This window comes from Dorea sp. AGR2135 (assembly GCF_000420885.1).
In the GTDB taxonomy this organism is placed as follows: Bacteria; Bacillota; Clostridia; order Lachnospirales; family Lachnospiraceae; genus Dorea; species Dorea formicigenerans.
Map to the genome: position 1 here is coordinate 66207 of NZ_ATVU01000010.1, position 22844 is coordinate 89050.

General features: G+C 39.9%; 16 protein-coding genes and 1 riboswitch. Of the genes, 1 reads left to right on the plus strand and 15 read right to left on the minus strand.

Going from position 1 to position 22844, the window contains the following annotated elements:
• Positions 1–28 precede the first annotated feature (28 nt).
• The 6 genes from G593_RS0108235 to cbiD are packed head-to-tail and all read right to left on the minus strand — an operon-like array spanning position 29 to position 7163.
• Entirely contained in the window at positions 29–1447 is a 1419-nt protein-coding gene (locus G593_RS0108235) for a cobyrinate a,c-diamide synthase (protein WP_044994273.1), read from the minus strand.
• 42 nt (positions 1448–1489) lie between these two features.
• The gene (locus tag G593_RS0108240; RefSeq protein ID WP_029731366.1) at positions 1490–3490 is read right to left on the minus strand and encodes a bifunctional cobalt-precorrin-7 (C(5))-methyltransferase/cobalt-precorrin-6B (C(15))-methyltransferase; all 2001 of its coding nucleotides are present in this window, start codon (positions 3488–3490) and stop codon (positions 1490–1492) included.
• Positions 3477–4214, minus strand: a complete 738-nt coding sequence (gene cobJ / locus G593_RS0108245) for a precorrin-3B C(17)-methyltransferase (RefSeq protein WP_029731368.1) — start codon at positions 4212–4214, stop codon at positions 3477–3479. The genes G593_RS0108240 and cobJ overlap by 14 nt, the downstream gene beginning before the upstream one ends.
• Entirely contained in the window at positions 4207–5265 is a 1059-nt protein-coding gene (locus G593_RS0108250; protein WP_029731369.1) for a cobalt-precorrin 5A hydrolase, read from the minus strand. Before G593_RS0108250 ends, cobJ begins: the two co-directional genes overlap by 8 nt.
• Positions 5266–6027, minus strand: coding sequence for a precorrin-4 C(11)-methyltransferase (cobM, locus tag G593_RS0108255; protein ID WP_029731370.1), 762 nt, complete (start codon positions 6025–6027; stop codon positions 5266–5268).
• Positions 6027–7163 carry a cobalt-precorrin-5B (C(1))-methyltransferase CbiD gene (cbiD, locus tag G593_RS0108260; RefSeq protein ID WP_029731371.1) on the minus strand — a complete coding sequence of 379 codons (1137 nt, stop codon included), beginning with the start codon at positions 7161–7163 and terminating at the stop codon, positions 6027–6029. The genes cobM and cbiD overlap by 1 nt, the downstream gene beginning before the upstream one ends.
• A 212-nt stretch (positions 7164–7375) precedes the next feature.
• Here cbiD and G593_RS0108265 point away from each other — a divergent pair, with 212 nt between their 5' ends.
• Positions 7376–7867: a prolyl-tRNA synthetase associated domain-containing protein gene (locus G593_RS0108265; RefSeq protein ID WP_005338736.1), complete on the plus strand. Its 492-nt coding sequence runs from the start codon at positions 7376–7378 to the stop codon at positions 7865–7867.
• Positions 7868–7981: 114 nt separating this feature from the next.
• On the opposite strand, the gene queA is transcribed toward G593_RS0108265, so the two are convergent.
• The 9 genes from queA to G593_RS0108310 all read right to left on the minus strand — a co-directional run bounded on the left by queA (position 7982) and on the right by G593_RS0108310 (position 22831).
• Complete coding sequence (gene queA, locus G593_RS0108270) at positions 7982–9007, minus strand: tRNA preQ1(34) S-adenosylmethionine ribosyltransferase-isomerase QueA (RefSeq protein WP_005338735.1); 1026 nt, start codon at positions 9005–9007, stop codon at positions 7982–7984.
• 2 nt (positions 9008–9009) lie between these two features.
• Positions 9010–9783: an RDD family protein gene (locus G593_RS0108275; protein ID WP_029731372.1), complete on the minus strand. Its 774-nt coding sequence runs from the start codon at positions 9781–9783 to the stop codon at positions 9010–9012.
• On the minus strand, positions 9764–10741 hold the full coding sequence (gene sppA / locus G593_RS0108280) for a signal peptide peptidase SppA (RefSeq protein WP_029731373.1): 978 nt from the start codon (positions 10739–10741) through the stop codon (positions 9764–9766). The genes G593_RS0108275 and sppA overlap by 20 nt, the downstream gene beginning before the upstream one ends.
• A 119-nt stretch (positions 10742–10860) precedes the next feature.
• The gene (locus G593_RS0108285) at positions 10861–11937 is read right to left on the minus strand and encodes an ABC transporter ATP-binding protein (RefSeq protein ID WP_022279869.1); all 1077 of its coding nucleotides are present in this window, start codon (positions 11935–11937) and stop codon (positions 10861–10863) included.
• A gap of 1 nt (position 11938) precedes the next feature.
• The gene (locus G593_RS0108290) at positions 11939–13003 is read right to left on the minus strand and encodes a FecCD family ABC transporter permease (protein WP_005334153.1); all 1065 of its coding nucleotides are present in this window, start codon (positions 13001–13003) and stop codon (positions 11939–11941) included.
• A 33-nt stretch (positions 13004–13036) separates the two neighbouring features.
• The gene (locus G593_RS0108295) at positions 13037–14239 is read right to left on the minus strand and encodes an ABC transporter substrate-binding protein (protein ID WP_029731374.1); all 1203 of its coding nucleotides are present in this window, start codon (positions 14237–14239) and stop codon (positions 13037–13039) included.
• A 44-nt stretch (positions 14240–14283) separates the two neighbouring features.
• On the minus strand, positions 14284–19842 hold the full coding sequence (locus tag G593_RS19030; RefSeq protein ID WP_029731375.1) for an immunoglobulin domain-containing protein: 5559 nt from the start codon (positions 19840–19842) through the stop codon (positions 14284–14286).
• A gap of 160 nt (positions 19843–20002) precedes the next feature.
• Positions 20003–20213: riboswitch (cobalamin riboswitch) on the minus strand.
• 131 nt (positions 20214–20344) lie between these two features.
• Positions 20345–21250 carry an Rpn family recombination-promoting nuclease/putative transposase gene (locus tag G593_RS0108305; RefSeq protein ID WP_044994276.1) on the minus strand — a complete coding sequence of 302 codons (906 nt, stop codon included), beginning with the start codon at positions 21248–21250 and terminating at the stop codon, positions 20345–20347.
• Positions 21251–21961: 711 nt separating this feature from the next.
• Positions 21962–22831, minus strand: coding sequence for a methylcobamide--CoM methyltransferase (locus G593_RS0108310; protein ID WP_029731377.1), 870 nt, complete (start codon positions 22829–22831; stop codon positions 21962–21964).
• Positions 22832–22844 lie beyond the last annotated feature (13 nt).

Below are 22844 nucleotides of genomic sequence, written 5' to 3' on the forward strand. Positions count from 1 at the left end.
CCTCTTGTCTATCCTGACATCATGCCTGTTAATCTTTTTCTTTATATCTTCTGCACGCACCCGCAAATGCTTCTGCAACTTGTGGATTTCCCATATAATGAATATGTGGATATCCTGCCAATATTGTATCTGTACTAATCATACATTCCCATCCCCTCGTGGACATCGGTTTTTTCGCTGTAAATGCATGACCACATTCTTCTGATTCATAATAATGAAATTCATGTGCTGTAATGTTTCCAACATTATGACCAAAAACTGTCCCTTTGGATAATATAATATATCCAAACCTTCTCAGTTTTTCTGTCTTATAGCTTTTTCCAAAAAGTGCTCCGGCCATATCATATATATTCCCGTCAGAACCTTCCAGCCGTTCCTGTAGATACATAAATCCTCCACATTCAGCAATACATGGTACTCCCAACGTTACTGCATGGCAGATACTTTCACGCATAGAATCATTTTCACTTAATTCTTTCGCATACAGCTCCGGATACCCTCCATAAAGAACCATTCCCTGTATATTCTCAGGCAGGCTTCTGTCGTGTATTGGTGAAAATGTGACAATTTCTGCTCCCAATTTTTTTAAAATCTCCAGATTATCCGGATAGATAAAACAAAATGCTTCATCATGTGCAACTGCAATTCGAATCCCTTTTTGCAAAGTGTCTGATAAGTTCAAAAGATGCTCTTTGACTTGTGTATCTTCCTGCATTGCTGATACATTCCGGGCAAGTTCTAATATTCCGTCCAAATCTACGGTATCTTCCATCACTCTTGCCAGATGTTCCAGCTTTTCATCGATTTTCTCCACTTCTTCCGGAATCTGCAAACCCAGATATCTGCTTTCCAAAACACATTCTGATACAACCGGAACATATCCATATACGCGGACTTTTAACTGTTCTTCTATCATCTGCTTCATCCTTGCATACATCATCGGGGAGATACGGTTTAAAATCACGCCCTTGATATGATGTTCTGTTTCATATTCCAAAAATCCTTTTACAACTGCAACTGCAGAGACAGAGACTCCTTTGCAATCTAAAATCAATATAGCTGGTGTATCTGTTGTATCTGCCACATCCCATGCGCTGGCTTCTTTTGAAATTCCGGCAATTCCATCATAATATCCCATCACACCTTCCAGAACACAGATATCTCTGTTCTTTCCATGAGAAAGAAGTGATTGTCTCACTCCTGTTCTTTTGCACATAAAGGTATCCAGATTGTAACTGTCGATTCCAATCACTTTCCGGTGGAACATCGGGTCGATATAATCTGGCCCACATTTAAATGCAGCACAATTAAGACCACGATTTTTCAGAGCCTTTAATATTCCACATGTAATCATCGTTTTTCCGCTTCCACTAGATGCGGCTGTCAATAATAATCTTGGAATTGCATTACTATTTCTGTTATTGTCTTTATCATCTATGGGCTGCATATTTTTTCTGTTTAACTCCTTGTTCAAAGTCCGGCCGTATCATTAATCTAATTCAAAACTTACAACATAAATCGGATTCTGTCCTGTCATCATATGATAACTTCCAACTACTTTAGATTTTGCAATATTGACCTGCACGATTTCATCATTTTTAATCGGATATTTTCTGCAATATTCCAGAGTCTGCGCCAATGTCTCCAGTGAAATAGCATTTAATACCACTCTTGCCTGTGGATTCTTTTTCCTGATAAGCTCCAGAATCTCTTCCAGTCGTCCTTTACTTCCTCCGATAAATACACAGTCTGGTGCCGGAAGATCTTTTAATATTTCCGGCGCACTGCCTTCAATAACTTTTATGTTGCTCACTGCAAATTTTCTGGCATTTTCCTCAATAAGACCAGCTGCCTCCGGATTGATTTCCACTGCATAAACCTGTCCGTCTTCTGCCTGAATTGCAGATTCCACAGATACAGATCCGGTTCCCGCCCCGATATCATATATAATATCCGACTTTCTGATCTTCATTTTTGAAAGACTGATGGATCGCACTTCCTCTTTTGTCATTGGAACATCTCCGCGGATAAATTCTTCATCATTCATTCCATGAGTCACCGCATTTTCTCCACCATATGGATTGGCAATGAGCACCGCTGCAAGATTGTCTCCATCATAATCCAGGAATTCTGACACATTTCCTTTTAAAATCTGCTCTCCCTCATAAGTAAGCTCTGCCCCGACTGCCATGTTACAATCTCCAAGTCTGGCATCGATCAAAGTTTTTGCAAGCTTACGGACATCTGCTGCAGAACCTGTCAGTGTAAATGTATACTTATTATTTTTCACAGCTGCAAGAAGATTTTCCTCTCGTCCATGGAGGCTGACAAGTTTTATGTCTTCCCATGGAATCTGAAGTTTTGCACACAAACTGGAAACTGTAGAAATTCCCGGTAAAATCTCTGTCTTTACACGATCAGGCTCACCACTTTTTTTCATCCTGTCACGGATCGTTAAAATCAATTTCTTTGCACCACTGTAAAAGCCAGGATCTCCTGACAGTACAACTACTATATTTTCATCTTGTGGATGACTGAAAATATAATCCGTAATTTCCTCCGGTTTGTAAGCTGCAAATGTCTGCTGTCCTTCTTTTACAACAGATTTTAACATACGTGATGCACCAATCAGTACATCGGCTTCCTCACATGCCTTTTTAACTTCCACAGTCATTGAACCTTCTGTTCCCATTCCGATTCCTGCAAGCGTCACTTTTTGCATTGTTTTGAAATGATACTCTTCTTTTAACAGATCAATGATTTCTTCGTAAGTATATCCGGACTCTTCTTTCTGACGGCCCAGAACGATGATTTTCACACCAGCCTTTTTCGCTGCATTATATTTTTGCAGGAACCCGCCAATATTTCCCGAATCCTTTGTCACCATATAAGAAATGTCATAGCTCTTCATAATTGCATAATTCATTTCCACCGAAAATGGTCCCTGCATGCAGAGCAGATTCTTTCCGGTAAAACCAAGCTGCTCACACTTATGTGCCACTTTCGCTGTTGAAAGCACTCTCGCATAAACACGTTTTTTGTAATCTGTGAGATTCTGAAAAGCTGCCAGTTCTTTACTTCCTGTCGTTGCCAGAATATTTCCTGTCGTCTGCTCCAGATATTCAATTGCCTCTTCCATGCTATCCACATAGATGCAATCTGACTTTTCAGCTCCTGTATCCCTTAAAATCCTCAAATATGGAACTCCGGCTTTTTCACATGCATTTTGCAGGTTTTCTGTCACTTCTATCGCATAAGGGTGCGTCGCATCCACTACATATGAAGGATGATATTCATTGATAAATTCTATCATCTGCTTTTCATCCATCCGTTCATGTGTTGTTGTAATATTACTTCCCTCTGGCAGCAGACTCTCTCCATATTCTGTTGCCACGCAGACATGAACACTGACTTCCCTTTTTACTAAAAATTCTGCCAGCCGTCTTCCTTCTGTTGTTCCTGCATATATTAAAATTTTATTTTCTGCCATATCGATATCCCCTTGGTGTAACCATTTTATGTTTAATTATTTTTGTCATTTTATTCCCTATATAAACGGTAGAAAACATATCTACCTCGGTATTTCGAAGCTCTTTCAGTGTCAGTATGTTCATACTTTCTTCTTCTCTTGCAATATTTCTCACAATACCGCATATAATACTTTCTTCTTTGTACTCAAGCAAAATATCACAAGCCCTTGCAAGATAATCTTTTCTCTTTTTGCTGGAAGGATTATATAAAGCAATCAGAAAATCCGCCTGTGTTGCCGCCCGAAGTCTCTTTTCAATCAGTTCCCACGGCGTCAGAAGATCGCTTAAACTGATCAGACAGCAATCGTGTCCAAGCGGTGCACCAAGCACTGCTGCTCCCCCCATTGCTGCTGTCACACCCGGAAGAACCTCGATCTCGACTTCCGGATATTCTTCTCCGATTTCATACATGAGTCCTGCCATTCCGTAAATCCCGGAATCACCACTGCACACCATAGCTGTCACACGCCCTTTTTTTGCCTCTTCAAATGCCAGCCGGCATCGCTCCGGCTCCTTTCTCATAGGCGTTGTCATAAATTCCTTTTCCGGAAAATATTTTTTCATAAGATCTACATATACTGTATACCCGACAATCACATCACAGCCCTTTAGCGCTTCCACCGCTGCAACCGTCATCTGCTCATAAGCACCAGGTCCCATTCCAATCACATATACTTTATTCAAAATCCACACTCCATTTCTCCACTGCCACAGCAACTGTCACTCCTTCGTGCGCTGTCTTGTGTACCAGAATTTTCTTCCCTCCGGCACACATAGCACTTCTTTCACACACATTATCAACACCTGTGGTCTGTTTTACAAATTCAGATCCTGTAAATGTCCCTTCTGCCTGTTCCAGCTCTTCTTTCGAAAATGTCTGAAACGGTATGTCATATTTTTCACAGTATGTACATAGTCCAGGTTCTTCCTTCTTTAAATCAATGCTTGCTGCAAGTTTCACTGATTCCGGAAAAATTCCATACTCTTCAAGCACCTGTGTTACATGCTTTTCAATCTTTTCAGCAGCAGTTCCCTTCTTACAGCCAATCCCTAAAACCACAGCTTTAGGAATCAAATACAACACCTGTGTTCCGCTTCCTGCAGGTACATCGTTTTTACAGATTCCTATGTGGATCTTTAAAGCCCTTGAATCACATCTGTCTGACTCATGTATGAATTTTAATTCTTTTGGAATCTGTCCTCTGACAGAGCATTCTGGTTCTGTCTCTGCTAAAACTTGTTTGCCAGCCAAAATATCTGCAGATACGAGTTTTGCCAGTTTCATATCTTCTATATATAATCTATTTTTCTTTGCAAATATATCAACCGCCCACTTCTGATTCAAATCTGTTGCTGTTGTGATCACGGCCTCCATGGAAAGCATTTGACTGAGTTTTTCTGCAAGTTCATTGGCACCTCCAATGTGTCCGGACAAGATTGGAATACAGTATTTTCCAAGCTCGTCTATAACCAGTACAGCCGGGTCTTCTTTTTTGGACACTACAAATGATGCAACTGCCCGAACTGCAATTCCTGCTGCACCTACATAGATCAAAACATCAGATACTTTCCAATGTTCTCCGGTCCATTCTTTCAGGCTTCCCTCATAAGAATCTGCCTCTTCTTTACATTTGACATTCTCTGCTACAAGCCAGTCTTCTGCCGACAAAGCTTTCCTGACTTTTCCAGCCGTCTTTCTTCCGTTTGCAGTAAAGCTCAGAATTGCAGCTTTCATCTAAGAATCCCTTCCTTTCCGGAATTCAGTTGTGAATCCCGGATCATACAACTTTGACCGTTCATAATGGCTGTGAGTCACTACATTTCCCACAAGGATCAATGCAGTCTTTGTAATCTGATGTTTCCTTGCTGTCTCCACAAGTGTATCTATCGTACATACATATGCCTCTTCCTCCGGCCATGTTGCTTTGTACACAATTGCTGCCGGCGTATCTGATGCATATCCTCCGGCAAGCAGTTCTTTTACCAGCTTTTCCAAAAGTCCTGTACTTAAGAAAAGAACCATCGTTGCACCATGTGCAGCAAAACTCATGATCTTTTCCCGCTCAGGAACCGGAGTTCTTCCTTCCGTTCGTGTAATAATAACACTCTGTGACACCTCCGGAAGAGTATATTCCAGATTCAGTGCTGCCGCCGCTCCACAAAATGAGCTGACTCCAGGGCAGGAATCATAATCAATTCCTTTTTCATCAAGAATGTCCATCTGCTCACGGATTGCACCGTAAAGACAAGGATCACCCGTATGAAGTCGTACGGTCATCTTATCTTCTTTTTCTGACTTTATCATAACCTCTATGACTTCTTCCAGTGTCATATAGGCACTATTATAAACTTCGCAGCCTTCCTTTGCATATTCCAGCAGTCCTTTATTGACCAGTGATCCAGCATAAATGATTACATCTGCTTCTTTAAGATATCGTTGTCCTCTTACCGTAATCAGATCAACCGCTCCCGGTCCTGCTCCTACAAAATGTATCATTAATTTTCTTCCTCCCACAAATGCATCAAAGTATCTACCTTACTTGTTTTTCCCAAAATTCCATACACATTTGAATATAAAATTGCCCCAACAGGCATCTGATCTGCCATGCGGTATTCCATATATTTTTCAATGGATCTCATAATTTGCCTGATTGTAGCTTCTCGCTCTTCTTCGCTTAAAAGTGCAAGCGCATCATCGGTCGTCACGCAATCCAGAACCGCTCTGGCGCGATCTGCGGAAAATCCAGCCCGTAGCATTGCCGTTGCAAAAAGATCCATACGGCAGTCTGCCCATCTGGAATGCGTATTCATCACTCCACCTGATACTTTGATCAGCTTTCCGATATGTCCGGCAAGTACAAGCCCTTGAAACTTACAATCTGCTGCCATATCCATGCTCTGCCCTATATAATTACTGCATTTTACTACATCTTTATCCTGAATTCCATATGCTTCCCGCAGAAAATCCAGACCATAATTCCCTGGCGCCATAATGAGATAGTTCTTTCCCCCTGCACGCCTGACCTTCATCTCTAATTCAATCGTATCAAGCAGAGCCTGTTCACTCATCGGCTCCACGATTCCACTTGTTCCCAAAACAGAAATACCGCCTTCAATTCCAAGTCTCGGATTAAATGTTTTCTTTGCCAGTTCTACTCCCTGCGGAATGGATATCTCTATTTTAATTCCGCCGTCGTACCCATACATTTCACACGCCTCTTCGACTTCTCTTAAAATCATCTGTCTCGGCACTCGATTAATTGCGGCATTTCCTACAGGCTGATCCAATCCGGGCTTCGTCACCCTGCCGACTCCAATGCCTCCGTCCAGGACTATGCCAGATTTTATTCTGCTTACTTTACTGTATACTAAAATTCCATTTGTAATATCCGGATCATCTCCACTGTCTTTTCGTACTGCGCAGGAAACAGATTCTATCTCCGGATTACTTTTATTATATTTATTAAATTCTTTTTGAGCCTCAGCGATCTTCAGTGTCAACACTTCTTTTCCTGGTAAAGACACTGTGACCTGATCTACGCTGACATTTCCAAGAAGCATTGTGACCGCGGCCTTTGTTGCTGCCTGTGCACACGTTCCTGTGGTATATCCTCTTCGGAGTTTTTTCGTCATAGTTTTTACCTTTCCAGTCTGAAATTTTCGAATTCAACATTGTTCGCTCTCTTCATTCTACCTATCTGTGTGAAGGTTGTCAAATCATTTGCCACTTCCATCTATTGTCTTTTTCTTTCAAGATTTTATTGATGCCAGACTTTTCAATATCTGCGTGCCGAAATCTACATTCTGTGATACAATAAAGCAAGCAAAGAAAGGAGCCATTTTTTATGTCAGAACAAAAACAGCGCGTCTATGACGCCTTAAACAAGCTCGGAATTAAATATGAAGTCGTAGAACACGAACCCGTACACACCATGGAAGACATGGACCGCCTCGGTCTTCCTGAGAAAGGAACTCTGTGCAAGAACCTGTTTCTCAGAGATGCAAAAGGAAAACGTCATTTTCTCATTACCTGTGATGAAAATGCTAAAGTAGACTTAAAGTCTCTTGGCAGACAGCTCGGTGCCGGAAACTTAAGCTTTGCCTCAGAAGAACGTCTCGAAAAATATCTCGGGCTCAAACAGGGAAGCGTATCTCCATTCGGTCTCATGAATGATACCGACCATGCAGTCGAATTTTTTATTGATAAAAACTTAAGCAAATGCAAAAGTCTGGGAATTCATCCGCTTGAGAACACAGCAACTGTATTCCTCTCCTTTAAAGATCTGGATAAGTTCCTGTGGAATCTTGATGTGGATGTGATGAAAATACGGTTATAACAGGCAAAGAGAAGCAATGTATCCATGTGGACACGGAGCAAAAACCCCGGAGCGGCAACTCCGGGGTTTTCTATTCCTACTTTTGGCATGGGAAGGCTTAACCCCATAGGCTGATTATATAATCAGCATTGCATCTCCAAAGGAAAAGAAACGATATCTTTCCTGTACTGCTTCTTCATATGCCGCCAATACGTGTTCTCTTCCTGCCAGTGCTGATACTAACATAATCAATGTTGACTCCGGCAGATGGAAGTTCGTGATCAATCCATCTAAAATCTTAAATTTATATCCCGGATAGATAAATATCTCAGTCCAGCCACTTGTCGGTTTCAAATGTCCTGTTTCATCTGCTGCTGACTCGATAGTTCTGCAGCTTGTTGTTCCAACACAGATAACTCTGTGACCGGAATCTTTTGCGCGGTTGATCTTCTTGGCTGCTTCTTCGTCAACCTGATAGAACTCAGAATGCATATGATGATCTGTAATCTCATCTACCTTTACAGGACGGAATGTTCCAAGTCCTACATGAAGTGTCACTCTCGCAATGTCAATGCCTTTTTCTTCTATCTCTTTTAATAATTCCGGTGTAAAATGAAGTCCCGCTGTCGGTGCCGCTGCGGATCCGGTATGCTTTGCATAAACAGTCTGATAACGATTCTTATCTTCCAACTGATGTGTAATATACGGAGGCAGCGGCATCTGTCCGAGCTGGTCTAAAATCTCTTCAAAAATTCCTTCATATTCAAACTTCACCAGACGATTTCCTTCTTCTACGATTCCAACGACCTCTCCAACAAGAAGACCTTCTCCAAATACGATTCTTGTTCCAACTTTTGCCTTCTTACCAGGTTTTACTAATGTCTCCCAGATATTATTCTCTTTCCTTTTTAATAATAAAACTTCAATCTTTGCTCCGGTTCCTTCCTTCGCTCCAATCAGTCTTGCCGGAATAACCTTGGTATCATTGATGACCAGGCAATCTCCTTCTTTCAGATATCCTGTAATTTCTTTAAATATATGATGTGAAGTAGCTCCCGTCTCCTTGTCAAGGACAAGAAGTCTGGAACTGGAACGATCCTCAAGCGGATCCTGCGCGATTAATTCCTCTGGCAGGTCATAATAAAAGTCCTGACGTTTCATGATTATAAATCTCCTTCCTGTATGTTTTCTTCTATACTATCTTCTACTTCTTCTCTGTTTTCTTTTATTTTTGTTACATTTTCACCTGTTGACCCGGTTGCTTTTTCAGATTCAGCTTGTGTAAACTCCTTTTTCACTTGCCCGGCATCACTCACGAAACTATATCCTCCATCTGGCACAGCCCTATACGGTTGTCCTGGCTGTGACTGACTCTGCATTTGCACATTTTTCTGTACATAATTCTGTGTCTGCACTGGTTCTCGCGGCTGTCCAGACATCTGCGGTCCTGCCGCACTCAGATACTCTGGATACATTTTCACTTTTTTCTCATAGACAACTCTTGTGTCGCAGAGCATATCGTGAAAGCCCCGTTTTTCCTTATCAATTCCCACAATAATATATCCAATCCAGATAGATATTCCACATAAGAATCTTCCGACAGTCTCCCGGTATAACACATCCACAAATGAAAGCTTTTCATTTCTGTCAGCAGGTACTACTCTAAGATTCATCAGTCGTTTTCCAATCGTCGTTCCAGTACACCATGTCAATAAAGCAAAATACATGATTTTGAAAATATACAACACAATATCTTTTAATGAATAATGAAACAATACATTTTCATCCAATATTGTACCACTGATCAGCGCTCCGATTCCGATCCATGCAAGACGCACAACGAGAAGTCCAATTGCCACAATGACGCTGTCTATCACATATGCTGCTAAACGCACCCAGAACCCGGCATAATTCTCATTACTGTAACTGTTCTGCATAATACATCAGCACCCCGCTTTCCTTCTCTTCGGCAGTTTCCTTTAATATCTGTGCCTCAGATTTTGGAACAAGCTTTTCTGCTTTACTAAATATTGCTGCCAATATGCTTTCCTCACTGCTCGGTGTATAGAACTCGTCTACTCCAAGCTCCGAAGCCATCTGATTCATTACATCCTGGTAAGTTGCGATCTCATCAATAAGCCCATTCGCTTTTGCCTGTTTTGCGGTGTAAGTGCGTCCATCTGCCAGTGCTTTTACCTGGTCTGCCGACATATCTCTTCCGTCCGCAACAATATTTACAAACTCCTGATAACACTCATCGACCTGTGATTGGTAAATTGCGACCTGCTCGTCTGTCAGCTTGGAACTGTCCTTGTTCACACCACTCGTAATACTGACATAACGAATTCCAAGTTTCTCATAAAGTCCGCTCATATCATACCCTGACATAATGACGCCGATAGATCCTGTAACCGTATTCTTATTCGCATAAATCTTATCTCCGGTTACAGACGTCATGTACCCGCCAGAAGCTGCATAATGCGCCATATAAGTCCAGATTGGACGGCCTGTCGTCTCTTTATATTCTATCAGCTTGTCATGAAGTTCTTCCGACTCATAGACCGCTCCGCCTGGAGAATCCACATACAGCAGAATCCCTTTATTATCTGAATCGTCCATAAGATTGTCAATATAATCCATCGTTGTATTGTGCTGATATCCAGACGATGTATCCAGTACACTGCTCTGCGTCTGCTCCTGAATCGTCCCCACTACATTCACAACTCCAATATAATCATCTGCCGGCGGATCAAATTCCAGTTCTCCAGTCAGCATCGTTGTCACATCTTCTGCCATTGTATTTGCAGATAAAGTATTCGTCAATACGCTTGTAACACCTGTCACAATAAATACAGCCCCAGCCACAATCAGACCGATTATCTGTTTGTTCTTCATCTTTTTTCTCCTTTAAGTTCTAAATCTCCATAGCTTTTTTATTGTAACATATGAAGGATTGTTTTTCAAAAAATAATACATTTAACGCGTAGTAAACCTCGAATTTACTACGCGTCCTGCTATTTTGCTAACTTTATTAATTCTTCGACTCTTTTATTACATTCTCCCACCGGCACATCTGTTACAATGACTCTCTTACACTTTTTCATCACTTCAACTGCTCTTGCAAATGTCTCATCACTGATCTGCCGGAATGGTTCTTCTGTAATCACTTCCACTGCCAGAAGTCTTGCAAGCTGATAGTCAATATCATTCTTGTAGAGGATTCCTGCTGCAAATGGAATGTGTTCTTTCTGTAACTGTCGATAAATCGGGATTCCGCTTCCTCCGGACGAAATTACAAATACCTCTGGTTCTCCTTCTATCTTCGGAAGCTCTATGCTTCCAAATGCCGGATCAAAAGAACCATTGTCAATTTCATAAAGACTGCGGATTGTATCTTCCTTAAATACCTCTTCTGGCTTTCCATAATGTGCAATGGTATCTCCCTTCACACAGATAATCTTATCCGACACTTTCTGTGCAAGATCAATCTCGTGCAGCGACATAATGACTGTAATATGCTTTTTTCTTGCCATACGTTCCAATATTGCAAGTAATTCTAATTTATATCGTACATCTAAAAAAGATGTCGGCTCATCCAGCACAATAATCTCCGGCTCCTGACAGATTGCTCTTGCAAGAAGAACTCTCTGTTTTTGTCCATCACTAATAGCGTTAAAATCGCGGTTTCCCAGATCTTCTGCATGAACTGCCTTCATTGCCTCATCTACAATTTGTTCATCTTCCGGCGTCAGTATTCCAAGCCGCCCTGTATATGGGTAACGTCCTGTTGCCACAATTTCATGACAGGTCATAAGCTCCGTTTTGATACGTTCTGTCAAAACAACAGCCATATTGGAAGAAAGTTCTTTGTAAGACATTTCCTGAAGCGACGTGTCATCGAAGAACACCTTTCCTCCAATTAATTTCAATTGTTTTGTAATGCTCTTTAAAATTGTAGATTTACCGGATCCATTTGGTCCAATGAGCGTTACAATTTCACCTTTATCAATACCAATATTAATGTCATGGATCAGTGTCTTTCCCTGGTATCCAACAGCCATATCATCCATTTTAAAATAATAATCTGCCATGTTACATTCTTCCTTTCTCGCGCTTCACCATCATATAGATGACAATCGGTGCACCAAGTATCGATGTGACTGTACTGATATTCAGCTCCACCGGTGCCAGTGCCATACGAGCGATCAGATCACAGATCATACAGAATACAGCCCCTATAAAAAATGTACCTGGTATCACCACAATCGGTTTTGATGTTCCGAACGCTTTTCTCGTAAGAAATGGAACTGCAATTCCCACAAAAGAAATTGGTCCGGCAAATGCAGTCACACACGCGGAAAGAATACTTGACAGTAATATAATAACAACTCGGAATACTTTAATATTCACTCCCATACTCTGTGCATATGCTTCTCCAAGCTGATATGCACTGATTGGTTTTGACAGTAAAAATGTACACACTGCCGCAATTCCAACTACAACTACAGCTACTTTTATATTTCCCCAGCTCATACCGGAAAAACTTCCCTGTGACCAGCCATGAAGATTTACAATATCAGAATCATCTGCAAATGTCACCACAAAATCTGTAATTGCGGAACAGATATATCCAATCATGATTCCTCCTACCAAAAGGGATGCCATATGATGAATCTTCTTTGACATCAAAAGAATGAATCCCGTCGATATCAACGAACCAATGAATGCTGCCACTACTAATGTGTAAGATGAAAAATGTCCTACATATTTTAAAAATACAATCATAGTCAGTGCGACAGCCATCTTCGCTCCGGAAGAAATTCCAAGTACAAACGGTCCTGCGATCGGATTTGAGAAAAATGTCTGTAATAAGAAACCGGACAGAGACAATGCTCCGCCCAGTAATGCTGCCATGAGGATACGCGGCAGACGTATCTTCCATATGATACTGTACTCTACCGCCTCTCCATCATGTAAAAATAATATTCTCAAAATCTTCGGCACAGAAATATGTACATTTCCCGTATTAATATTTAGCACTGTAATGACAAAAAATGCTGCGATCATACACACAAATACAAATGTATATCTGAATCTTTTTCTGAAATTTTCAGTATGAAAACTTAACTGTTCCTGCTTTGTTTCCTTATTTTGCATATTTCTCCACCAGTTTCTTTTATTTTTTGACTTTTATTTCATCTTTTCAAGAAATGTCATCTGACTGGCATCACCATCTGTCAGCATCAGATGAATATCTGAAATCAGTTCTCCGACTGTGTCTGTCGCCTGATATAAGTTTTTACCAGTATACCATACATTTCCATCTTTGACAGCTTTAAACTCTGCAAACAGATTGCTCTTGGCTTCCAGATCACCAAGACTACTCACCTGTCCGTCAATGGTTCCGTTGTAAATAAGATAATCTGCATCTACTGCCGTTGCATAAAATTCTTCCATCGTCAGTTTTACAGATGGCGCATTCCCCTCAGAATTCTTCAGATCCTTGAACACATATCTTCCACCGGCAATCTTAATCATAGTCGGAATGTAGTCATCGGATTTGCGGACAACCACAGAACCGTCTGTATTGATGTAAAAATATGCCACTGTCTTCTCTGTATTCTTAAAATCCTTCAGATCTTCGATTACCTTTGCCTGGTCATCAAAAAATGCTTCTGCCTCTTTTTCTTTATTCAACATTGCTCCATAGACTTTAATCCACTCTGTTCTTCCAAGTGGATGTGACTCATAACTGGAATAATCTACAAATACTGGGATATCAAGGTCTTCAATCATCTCCTGCACCTTCGGTGAATGAAGGATCATCGTAGATTCTACTGCCAGTTTGCAATCTCCATCTACAATCTTCTCATAATCCGGTTCACTGTATTTTCCTGCAAATGTCATGGCTCCGGATTCCATTGCTTTCTTCGCACTTTCTATATACCAGCCGGAAGCCTCTAAACCAGAAAATTTCACAGTATCAATTGCATCTAATGCATCAAATAATGACATGATTGCTGTAGCAGCCATATAAATATTCTGAACCGGCTGATGGATGACAACAATATCACTGTCCAGTCCCTCCGGAGCCTCTTTGCCTTCCGGAACGATCAGATACTGCCGTCCCTCATGAACATCAATCAGCTTATATCCATCTTTGTAATAAAATACATCGAATTCCTGCGCATACGTCAGATCCATGGTGGATTCATACGTCAGCCCGTCAATTTGAGGGGCTTCTGCGGTCTTGAAGGTATCATCACTCTTCTCAGAGGTTGTCTGCGTTGTCGCGCTCGCACTGTCCTGGCTGCTCTTTGCAGAACCACAGCCCCCTAAAAAGAGAGCCATAGTCAACAATATTGCAGTTATCTTATATATTCTTTTCTTCATTTTACATTTCCTCATATAATACTTTTAGATACTTTGATATATATCTATTTTTCTGTCTGAACTTTTGCCTGAGACACTGCATCATCTCCTGCATCTTTCACTGCCTGGTCAAATAAGTTGTTCATCTGATCTTCACATCCAAAAAGTACTCCGTATACCTTAATCCACTCATATTTAGCCAGATCTGTCTGCTCATCTTCAGAACGGTCAACAATTACTGGTATTCCAAGTAATGCAAACTTTTCTGTCATTTGCTGATAGCGCTCTGTCTGTTCTTCCACTGTCAATTTTTCTTGATCTTCTGATTTCTTCTCAGCCTTTTCATCTGATTTCTTAGCAGATTTTTTCTTGGACTTATCGTCTGATTTTTTAGTAGATTTTTTCTCGGTCTTCTCTTCTTTATCTGTGTCTTCAGATACATCCTGTTTTTCCTGAATATCTGTGATATCCGCTTCTTTTGGAAGAATATTGGATGAAAGTACTGCAAGGTTTGTTTCCTGTTTTACAAGCGTCTTATAATCTGGTTCTTCTTCAGCGCCACCATATACAACCTGTGTGTGGTCTTCTCCATCCTTTTTCTCCATCTTTTCTGCAATAGAATCAATCTTGCAGTCTTTTTTCTTATCTCCAATTGCAACAATATTATCTGTAAGTCCAAGTTCATCCATTTTTTCCAGAATAGCCTCTGTAGATGTGTAGGCTTTGTCTGCTGGTAATTGTACTACAATCATGTCCTGATCTAAGCCAACCGGAACTTCTACTCCTTCCGGCACAAGGAGATATTTGACAATATTTCCTTTATAAAGCTCTGCTGCAAGTTCCGCTTCACTGACACCGTTCAGATTTTCTTCTCCATCTTCAGCAGTCGTAACTGCAGATGTCTCTTCCTCATCTACGCTTGATTTTGCATTTTTAGACTCTGTAGCCTGCTGTTTGTCTTGATCAGTCTGTGCTTCACCAGAAGTATCTGCTGTTTCAGCATCTATATTTTCTGCATTAATCGCTTCTGCAGCAAGCTTTTCCGGATCATTCGCAGTTCCTTTTGTCATGTCAATTTCAAGAAGGGTAATTCCCTGATCATAATGATAAATCTTAAAGTATTCCGCATAATCCAGTTGTGTCTCAGACTGATATTGTAATCCCATAATTTCAGGAGCTTTCTCATCTAGCTTCTTATTCGCATTTGCTCCTCCTAGTGTAGTTCCGTTTCCTGCTGCTGCCAGATAAACAAATATTGTATATTCTATCTCATGAGCGACTGACATCTTATCTGTCATACCAAGAATTTTATTATTCTGATTTAATGCAACTGGGATTGTAACTGTCGCTGTTCCGCCGCTTTTTGACGTATAATAAGTATTTCCATTTGCTTTTACATACTGATAATGGTCACTGTCAAACACCAGTGTTGCATATGCCTGACCATTTTTTATCGTAATCTTGTTACAATATATCTTAACCTTACCAGTTCCTCCGGACCATGTAAATCTGTCTGGTGTATACACTCCATCAGCTAAAGTCGTAGAACTGTTGACACGACCTGTAGCGCCTGATGTATCTGCCTCATATTTTGATTCATTTTCAGCTTTACCATCGTTTGGTTTTAAAACAGAACCCGAACCGCCAGTTCCTCCTGAAGGATTGGTGTTGCCGCCAGTAGTTCCACTATTGCCACCAGTTCCACCATTACCAGAATCTATGTCACTAATTTTTTTCACTGTCTCAGATTTGAATGTAAGTATTCTGTCATACCAGATTTTATTTTTTGTAGAGTATGCTGCTACATTAATTTCTTTATCTAATGCTTCTACCGGAACGGTATATGTATATTTTCCATTATTATCTGTTACAAACGGAATCCAGGATGATGAATCAGCTTTTGCTGCCTCTTCCTTTGTTCCCATATACAGATAGCCATATCCTGTACCGCTTAATGTCAACACTGCACTCATCTTACCATTTTTAGAAGTCAGTTTACAATCTACCACATTAAACATGGAAGAACTTGATGTTACATTATTTACTTTATATATTCCATTTTCCGGAACTACCACACCTGGATTCGGATCTGGTGTCGGGTCTGGATCCGGTGTCGGAAGTTCTCCTGTTTTCTCCAAAATACCATTGATATATGCTCTGGCATCACTAGTTGTCCATGTACCATCTTTTATATCTCGCACAGAATAGCTAAATTCTTTTCCAAGTTCTGTTACTGGAAGGGTAAATGTAAAACTTTTATATCCACTGGCAATATCAGAACGATCTTTTGCTTCAATAGCATTTGCCTCTTTTACTTCATTCGAATCCTGTGGATTTCCTATATAAAGTTTATCATATCTTGCTGCCTGTGTAACCCACGTAATCGTTGCCTGATCTCCATTAATTGAGACACTACTTTCTCTTTCAAAATTCAAGCCAATCATGTTTGTAGTCGGATAGGCAGAACCATATAAATTATATACTCCATTTTCTGTCGTATTTGCTTTATTTTCCAGATTTGGAATATTAATAAACAAGTCTCTTGCATAAGAGAACCATGTGTCATTTCCTGGTGTAACCGCAATATTCATTCCTTGTTTCTCTGCTGATACATCAAATGAAAATGTTGTCACATTTTTTTCTGAATTGTACGTTCCTTTATAAACAGGAGTTTTGTTAGTGTCAGCCTGTACACCAAGATAAAGCCTTGTCCACTTGCTTCCTTTCACATCTAAGGTCATATTAACCTTATCTCCTCGCAGTACAGCTTTGGATGATACAATTTCAAAATCACTATATGCAACACCAGTTCCTCCAACAATTGTTTTTACCTCATCTGAAACTGTTGGAAGACTCTCTATTCCTTCATTTGGAATATAAATCCAAAGATCCTGTCCATTATACCAAGTGCCATCTGATTTTCCTAATGAAATTGGAAGAACTTTTCCTTTGTCTGATGCCGGTACTTGAAATGTAAATGTATATCCACCATTCTCTAATACTGTTCCATCAGTCACAGGAGTCTTAATTACATCTTCTTTTTCACCCAAATAAATCTTATCGAATGATACATTCTGAGTTGAAATTGTAACTTTTAAATTTTCTCCATCCTCCTGAACTTTTGACTCTTTTACCGTAAACATTTTGAATGTGCTGCCATCACTTTTTACAACCTGTACCTGACTACTGGTCACTGCCGGTGCCGATGGATTTTCCACCTTTGCAATATTAGATGTTGCAGTTGTTCCATTAGAATCAGTAATTACACAACGATACTGTCCAACCTTGTCTGATGCCATCTCGAATGTATAAGTGGCATTCTTGGCACTGATGCCCTCGCAATCTATCCAACTTGTTCCATCCGCACTGTACTGCCACTGATAACTCAACTTTGCACTTTCTTCTCCATTGGCAATAACAGAAAGAGAAACCTGTGTATCATTCTTCGCAGCTACATCTTTCGGTTGTGACTGGATTACAATTTCTGTCTGCTTTTTAAAAGCATCTAAAGAAGGAATTGTTAATGCTAGTGCACTACTTGTACTAAATTTCTGCGTTCTTCCATTTCTTGGTACATAATGCACTTCTTTTCCTGCCATTGAGAGTGGTACTTCAAATGAAAATTTTTCTAAATTCTTTTCTGTATCTACTTCGCCCAATACCAATGGTTCCTTTGGCTCATCATTTTTATCACCAATATAGATAGCATCATATGAAAAGTTTCCACTGCTTGCAGGTTCTACCCAGATAGATATCTGAATCTTTTCTCCTACTACTTTTGCTTCGGATGCCCCAATGCTAAACATCGTATACGGCTGTCCTGGTTTCTTCGTATCATCACTGGCGTAGATAGCAGTAATCCCATTACTTGCGACATATCCTTCTTTTTCACTTACCTTTTGGAAAGTTATCTCTGATATGTCTGAAATTATTTCGGTACCAGTATTATCCTTTACGATGCAACGATATTTTCCGGCAAGTTTTTCTTCCATTGTAAATGTATAGTTATCTGTACCAGCACTTAATTCTTTACAATTTGTCCAACTTTCTCCATCATCACTATACTGCCATTGGTATGACAACGTAGTCCCTTCTTCACCAAGTGCATCTATAAATAAAGAAATCTTGTCTCCTGCCTTTGCAACCATCTTTGCTATTGGCTGTGACTGAATTGTTATAACCGTCTGTTTCTTAAAATCAGACAATGCTGGAAGTTTTAACGCAAGAGAACTAGTTGTGCTAAATTTCTGCGTTCTTCCATTTCTCGGTACATAATGCACTTCTTTTCCTGCCATTGAAAGTGGTACCTCGAAAGTAAATCTTTCTAACTTTTTCCCCTCAATCTTTTTTGTATCTTCTTCCCCGATAATTAGTGGTTCTTTTTCCTTATCATTTCCATTACCAATATAAATTGCATCATATGAAAAGTTTCCACTGCTTGCTGGTTCTACCCAAATGGATACCTGTATTTTATCTCCTACAACTTTTGCCTCAGATGCTCCAATTTTAAACATCGTATATGGCTGTCCTGGTTTCTTCGTATCATCACTGGCATAGATAGAAGTAATCCCATCACTTGCTACATAACCTTCCTGTGCAGTTGTGCCGCTTCCAGTATTATCTCCAGAATTGTCACTGTCTGTTTTTCCATCGTCCTTCTTATCATCATCTACAAATGTAATTGTTGCAGTATTAGAGGTTTCCTTTATATATGACTTATTGACAATGCAACGATACTTTCCTTCTGAGCTTTTTTTCATTGTAAAGCTATAATTAGCTGTTGTTGCATTTTCACCATCACAGTCTGTCCAGTTTGTTCCATCTGCGCTATACTGCCATTGATATGAAACATCTTCTTCAGAAGCACTTACAGATAATTTAACATTTTCTCCTTCTTTTGCTTTCACATCGTTCGGCTGTCCCGTAATAACTTCTACGTTTGGAACACTCATCCACAGATAATTTTCTGACCATGTTCCTTTATCAGAACGTCCTGCGGCTACCGGAATCCAACTATTCTGTTTTGACAACGGAACAGTAATAGAAAACTTGCATGTACCATTTGCTTTTTCACCTTTTGTATAACCTGTTTTTTCACTATCTGTTACAGGTCCCAAATATAACCAATCAAATACAGATTTTTCACCTGTATTAAAATCAATCGTTACCTGATTATCTTTCACTTCCATCTTTTCAACAACGATTGGAAACATCCCGTACTCGTTTCCATCGTTTTTTAACACCTTGACACCAGAAATCGCCTCTGTAGGCTGCACAGGCACTATAGAGTCCTGTGGCGCTGCTTCCTGCGTTACAGACTCATTTTTTTGCTCTGTCTGCACCGGTTCATTTTCCACATTTGATTTATCTACAGATTCTGCATTCTTATTTTCTTGTTGTGCCGGTATTGCACTTTCTGATTTTTCTGTATTTTCTTTTTCACTAACATTTTCTGACACATTATCTGTATTATCAGAAACTACGTCAGATTCTGACTCTGTTTGTGCCGCATCGGCTTCTACTACATCTTGTTCTTGTGCATATACATTCGTATACGACAAAGGTGTAGCCACCATCGATGCAACAAGCACACCTGCTAAAAAGCTTGCACTTTTTCTTTTCATCCTTTTCTTCTCCTTTATTATGTTTTACCTTGTTGTCTGGGAATTATCATGAAAATAGTCGTACGAAAAAAAAGAAAAAACTTTTACTGACATAAGTAAAAATATTTTCGTTTTATAAAACTTTCGGTACAATCAATTACTCGTGACCTGGAATTCTCATTCCATGTACCAACGACCGGCAGGTTTCCTGACTTATAGAGTTCACATAAAATCTCCTTCCCAGTTTTCCAGTGGATGAGCTGCCTTGTCAGATTATCCGCAGCCTATGATTCTACATATCTATTTACAGTGACGAGTTCGTACAGGCTTCTCACCTGTTTCCCTTTTACCTGTTCTCACAATGAAACAGCACCGAACGTTCTTCATAATTTTCCATAACAAATATAACATTTAGACTTAAGAAAGTCAATGAAACTGGGGCTTTATTACAATTCATTATACTTCAGTGATATGCTTAAAAAGCTTCCACAGGATTTCTCCCATAGAAGCTTCTTTTTTCAATTTATACGCCAAATTCCTCATACAATTTCTTACGATATTCCAAATCCTCCAACGCCTTAATACTATCTTCCTGACGATTCTGCTTTGAAAGCTTCATTAATAAATTGGCAAGCCGTTCTTCCCCTATACGTTCTCCTTCTTTTCTTCCTTCCTCTCTTCCTCGTATTCTCCCTTCTCTTAAACCTCGCTCTATTGCCTCTTCTTTTACCAGTCTTTCTCTTTCTTCCATCTTCATATACTCGACCTCCACACTTGTACTTGTTTTTATCTCCTGTATACTCTCATGCAGACGGCGAAGTCTTTCATCACATTCCTCTGGAAGTCCATGTTCATTACTCTCAGTAATATAATGAAGAAAATCCACTAATTCTTTCGATACTTCATCTTCATTTTCCCCTTTTGTACTGAGAAATAATTTTGTAACCTCATCTCCAAGTAATAAATCCGGCTGTTCCTTGCAGCGACTTTCAAACGTATAGCAATACTTCTTCATTCCATATGGATCATAGTCACAGATTACAATAATAAACAGCGGTTTTAGCTTATCAAAACCTTTTTCACCGCTTTTCAACATTGGTGCGTCCATCAATGCCTGATAGAATCTGGTTCGTTTTGGAATATTTCCTTCCTTCCGATTCTGCATCTCTACATCAAAAACGCGACCATCTTCAGATTCTGCGACAAAATCCATTCGGATTCCACGTTTTCCCGGAATATTGTGAATAACCTTCTGACCTTCTTTCCACTTGAGGCTTTTTAATCGCAAACCAGTAGATAATTCGATAATTGTCTTGCAATTTTCCAGTTCCGCGGTTGCCACATCAAATAGAAAATCGTCCGTGAGATTCATCTCCTTTAATGGCTTCCATCTGTCTTCCTGCATGATTAAGTTTTCGGTTCTCTCCATACACTTTTCTCCTGATATTATACCATTTATAGTTATTTTTTCAAACATGGAATATCGGGCGAATCTGTCCGTATGATCAGAGCAGAACTGCTCTTAAATTAACTTGATCTTTTTCGAATGTTTGAAGTGAGTATATCATAACATATTCAACATCTTCTATACAATCAATTATTACTTAAACTTTTCTTAAATCTGTAGAACTTTTGATAAATGTAATTTTTACATGCTATCTCGTTTCATTAGTTCAAGAATGCCTCGGCATTCTTGCTGCGAGGTGCGCGTCATGCAATTGCATGACATACTTCTACTGCGCACCTCTGCAAGTCTACACTCCGTTTCGGTCGGCGCAAAACCATTGTCCACCGGACAATGTGCGCCCTGCCGGAGGCTATATCAGCTGAGGGATTGACTCCCACCACTGATACCAGCTTGTTTCTCACCACCTATAAGACGCCATTGAAAAACTGTTTTTACATACAATATATAGTAGTGCAAAACATATAAATATACTTTATATTGTGCTACTTTGCGCAAAATAAGGACTTTTTCAGTGGCATCCCTATAAAGGTGGGGGTCATCTCCCAGCTGATATACAGACGTAAGTAGCTTTATAAATTCGTCTAATTTACCAAGAAAGGACAGCCATGTGTTTTTTCACATCGGCTGTCCTTTTGACATTTCATAAATATGCTGTTAAACAAAATCCACTAACTACAATAACTTTACTTCTTTAAAAATCCCCTGATTCAGCTGATAGCCAACATTCTTAATACACATCTGTCCGGCAAAATGTGCTTTTCCGATCATATGAATGCAGGCCTGTGCATATCCGATTGGCTCTTCTAACTGATAATCCACAAACTTCGCTTTTTCTGTTCCAATAAGAGCGAGTGTCGTTTTCGGGCAGAGCAAAATCATAGTCTTATCATCGGCAAGCTGCTCTACTTTCTTCAAGAATGGGTACGTAAAATTCACCGTAACAGCTTCCATCATCTTCGGTCCCAGAATATTCACTCCGCCAGAAGAATCTGCATAGCTGATCAAATCTCCCCCGTACTCTTTCACCAGTTCCATATATTTCAAAATCTGACCTCCCAGTTTCCAGAAGACCTTTTCCATCACTTCCGGTTTTTTTCGCATTCCCTTGAACACATATCTTGCATCGATCAGTACATTGAGAATTGTAAATGGTCCTGCCACTTCGAATACAACATGTTCTCCTTCTTCACGAAGTTTTTTACATGCAAGAAGAGTCTCTTGAATCCGATTTTTCGTGAAATCCATGTCCGGCAGATTTAATATTTCTTCTACATCTGTACAGACATATCCTCCAGCTCTCGGACCGGCAATCTCATTTCCAAGATTTATAATTCCTCCCATAGCCTCTGCCTCTAATGTATGGCAAAATGGAAGTTCACATATAACTGCTTTATCTTTCTCTTTCAACACTTTTGAAAGAGTCACCATTGTATCACAGTGTGTGTATGCATCCGGAAATGTTAGTCCCAGTCCTTCTGTCACTTCTGAACGAATTCCTGCTGAATTATCATATGTACAATTAAAATCTTTTATATCTCCCATATTTTTAACATTA

Bases quoted from the DNA above. Each gene is read 5' to 3' on its own strand.
- G593_RS0108285 (WP_022279869.1), bottom strand. From the start codon at position 11,937: ATGGCAGATTATTATTTTAAAATGGATGATATGGCTGTTGGATACCAG.
- G593_RS0108310 (WP_029731377.1), bottom strand. From the start codon at position 22,831: ATGGGAGATATAAAAGATTTTAATTGTACATATGATAATTCAGCAGGA.
- queA (WP_005338735.1), bottom strand. From the start codon at position 9,007: ATGAAACGTCAGGACTTTTATTATGACCTGCCAGAGGAATTAATCGCG.
- G593_RS0108235 (WP_044994273.1), bottom strand. From the start codon at position 1,447: ATGCAGCCCATAGATGATAAAGACAATAACAGAAATAGTAATGCAATT.
- G593_RS0108305 (WP_044994276.1), bottom strand. From the start codon at position 21,250: ATGGAGAGAACCGAAAACTTAATCATGCAGGAAGACAGATGGAAGCCA.
- cbiD (WP_029731371.1), bottom strand. From the start codon at position 7,163: ATGACGAAAAAACTCCGAAGAGGATATACCACAGGAACGTGTGCACAG.
- G593_RS0108240 (WP_029731366.1), bottom strand. From the start codon at position 3,490: ATGGCAGAAAATAAAATTTTAATATATGCAGGAACAACAGAAGGAAGA.
- G593_RS19030 (WP_029731375.1), bottom strand. From the start codon at position 19,842: ATGAAAAGAAAAAGTGCAAGCTTTTTAGCAGGTGTGCTTGTTGCATCG.
- G593_RS0108290 (WP_005334153.1), bottom strand. From the start codon at position 13,003: ATGCAAAATAAGGAAACAAAGCAGGAACAGTTAAGTTTTCATACTGAA.
- G593_RS0108265 (WP_005338736.1), top strand. From the start codon at position 7,376: ATGTCAGAACAAAAACAGCGCGTCTATGACGCCTTAAACAAGCTCGGA.
- cobM (WP_029731370.1), bottom strand. From the start codon at position 6,027: ATGATACATTTTGTAGGAGCAGGACCGGGAGCGGTTGATCTGATTACG.
- sppA (WP_029731373.1), bottom strand. From the start codon at position 10,741: ATGAAGAACAAACAGATAATCGGTCTGATTGTGGCTGGGGCTGTATTT.
- G593_RS0108295 (WP_029731374.1), bottom strand. From the start codon at position 14,239: ATGAAGAAAAGAATATATAAGATAACTGCAATATTGTTGACTATGGCT.
- G593_RS0108275 (WP_029731372.1), bottom strand. From the start codon at position 9,783: ATGCAGAACAGTTACAGTAATGAGAATTATGCCGGGTTCTGGGTGCGT.
- G593_RS0108250 (WP_029731369.1), bottom strand. From the start codon at position 5,265: ATGAAAGCTGCAATTCTGAGCTTTACTGCAAACGGAAGAAAGACGGCT.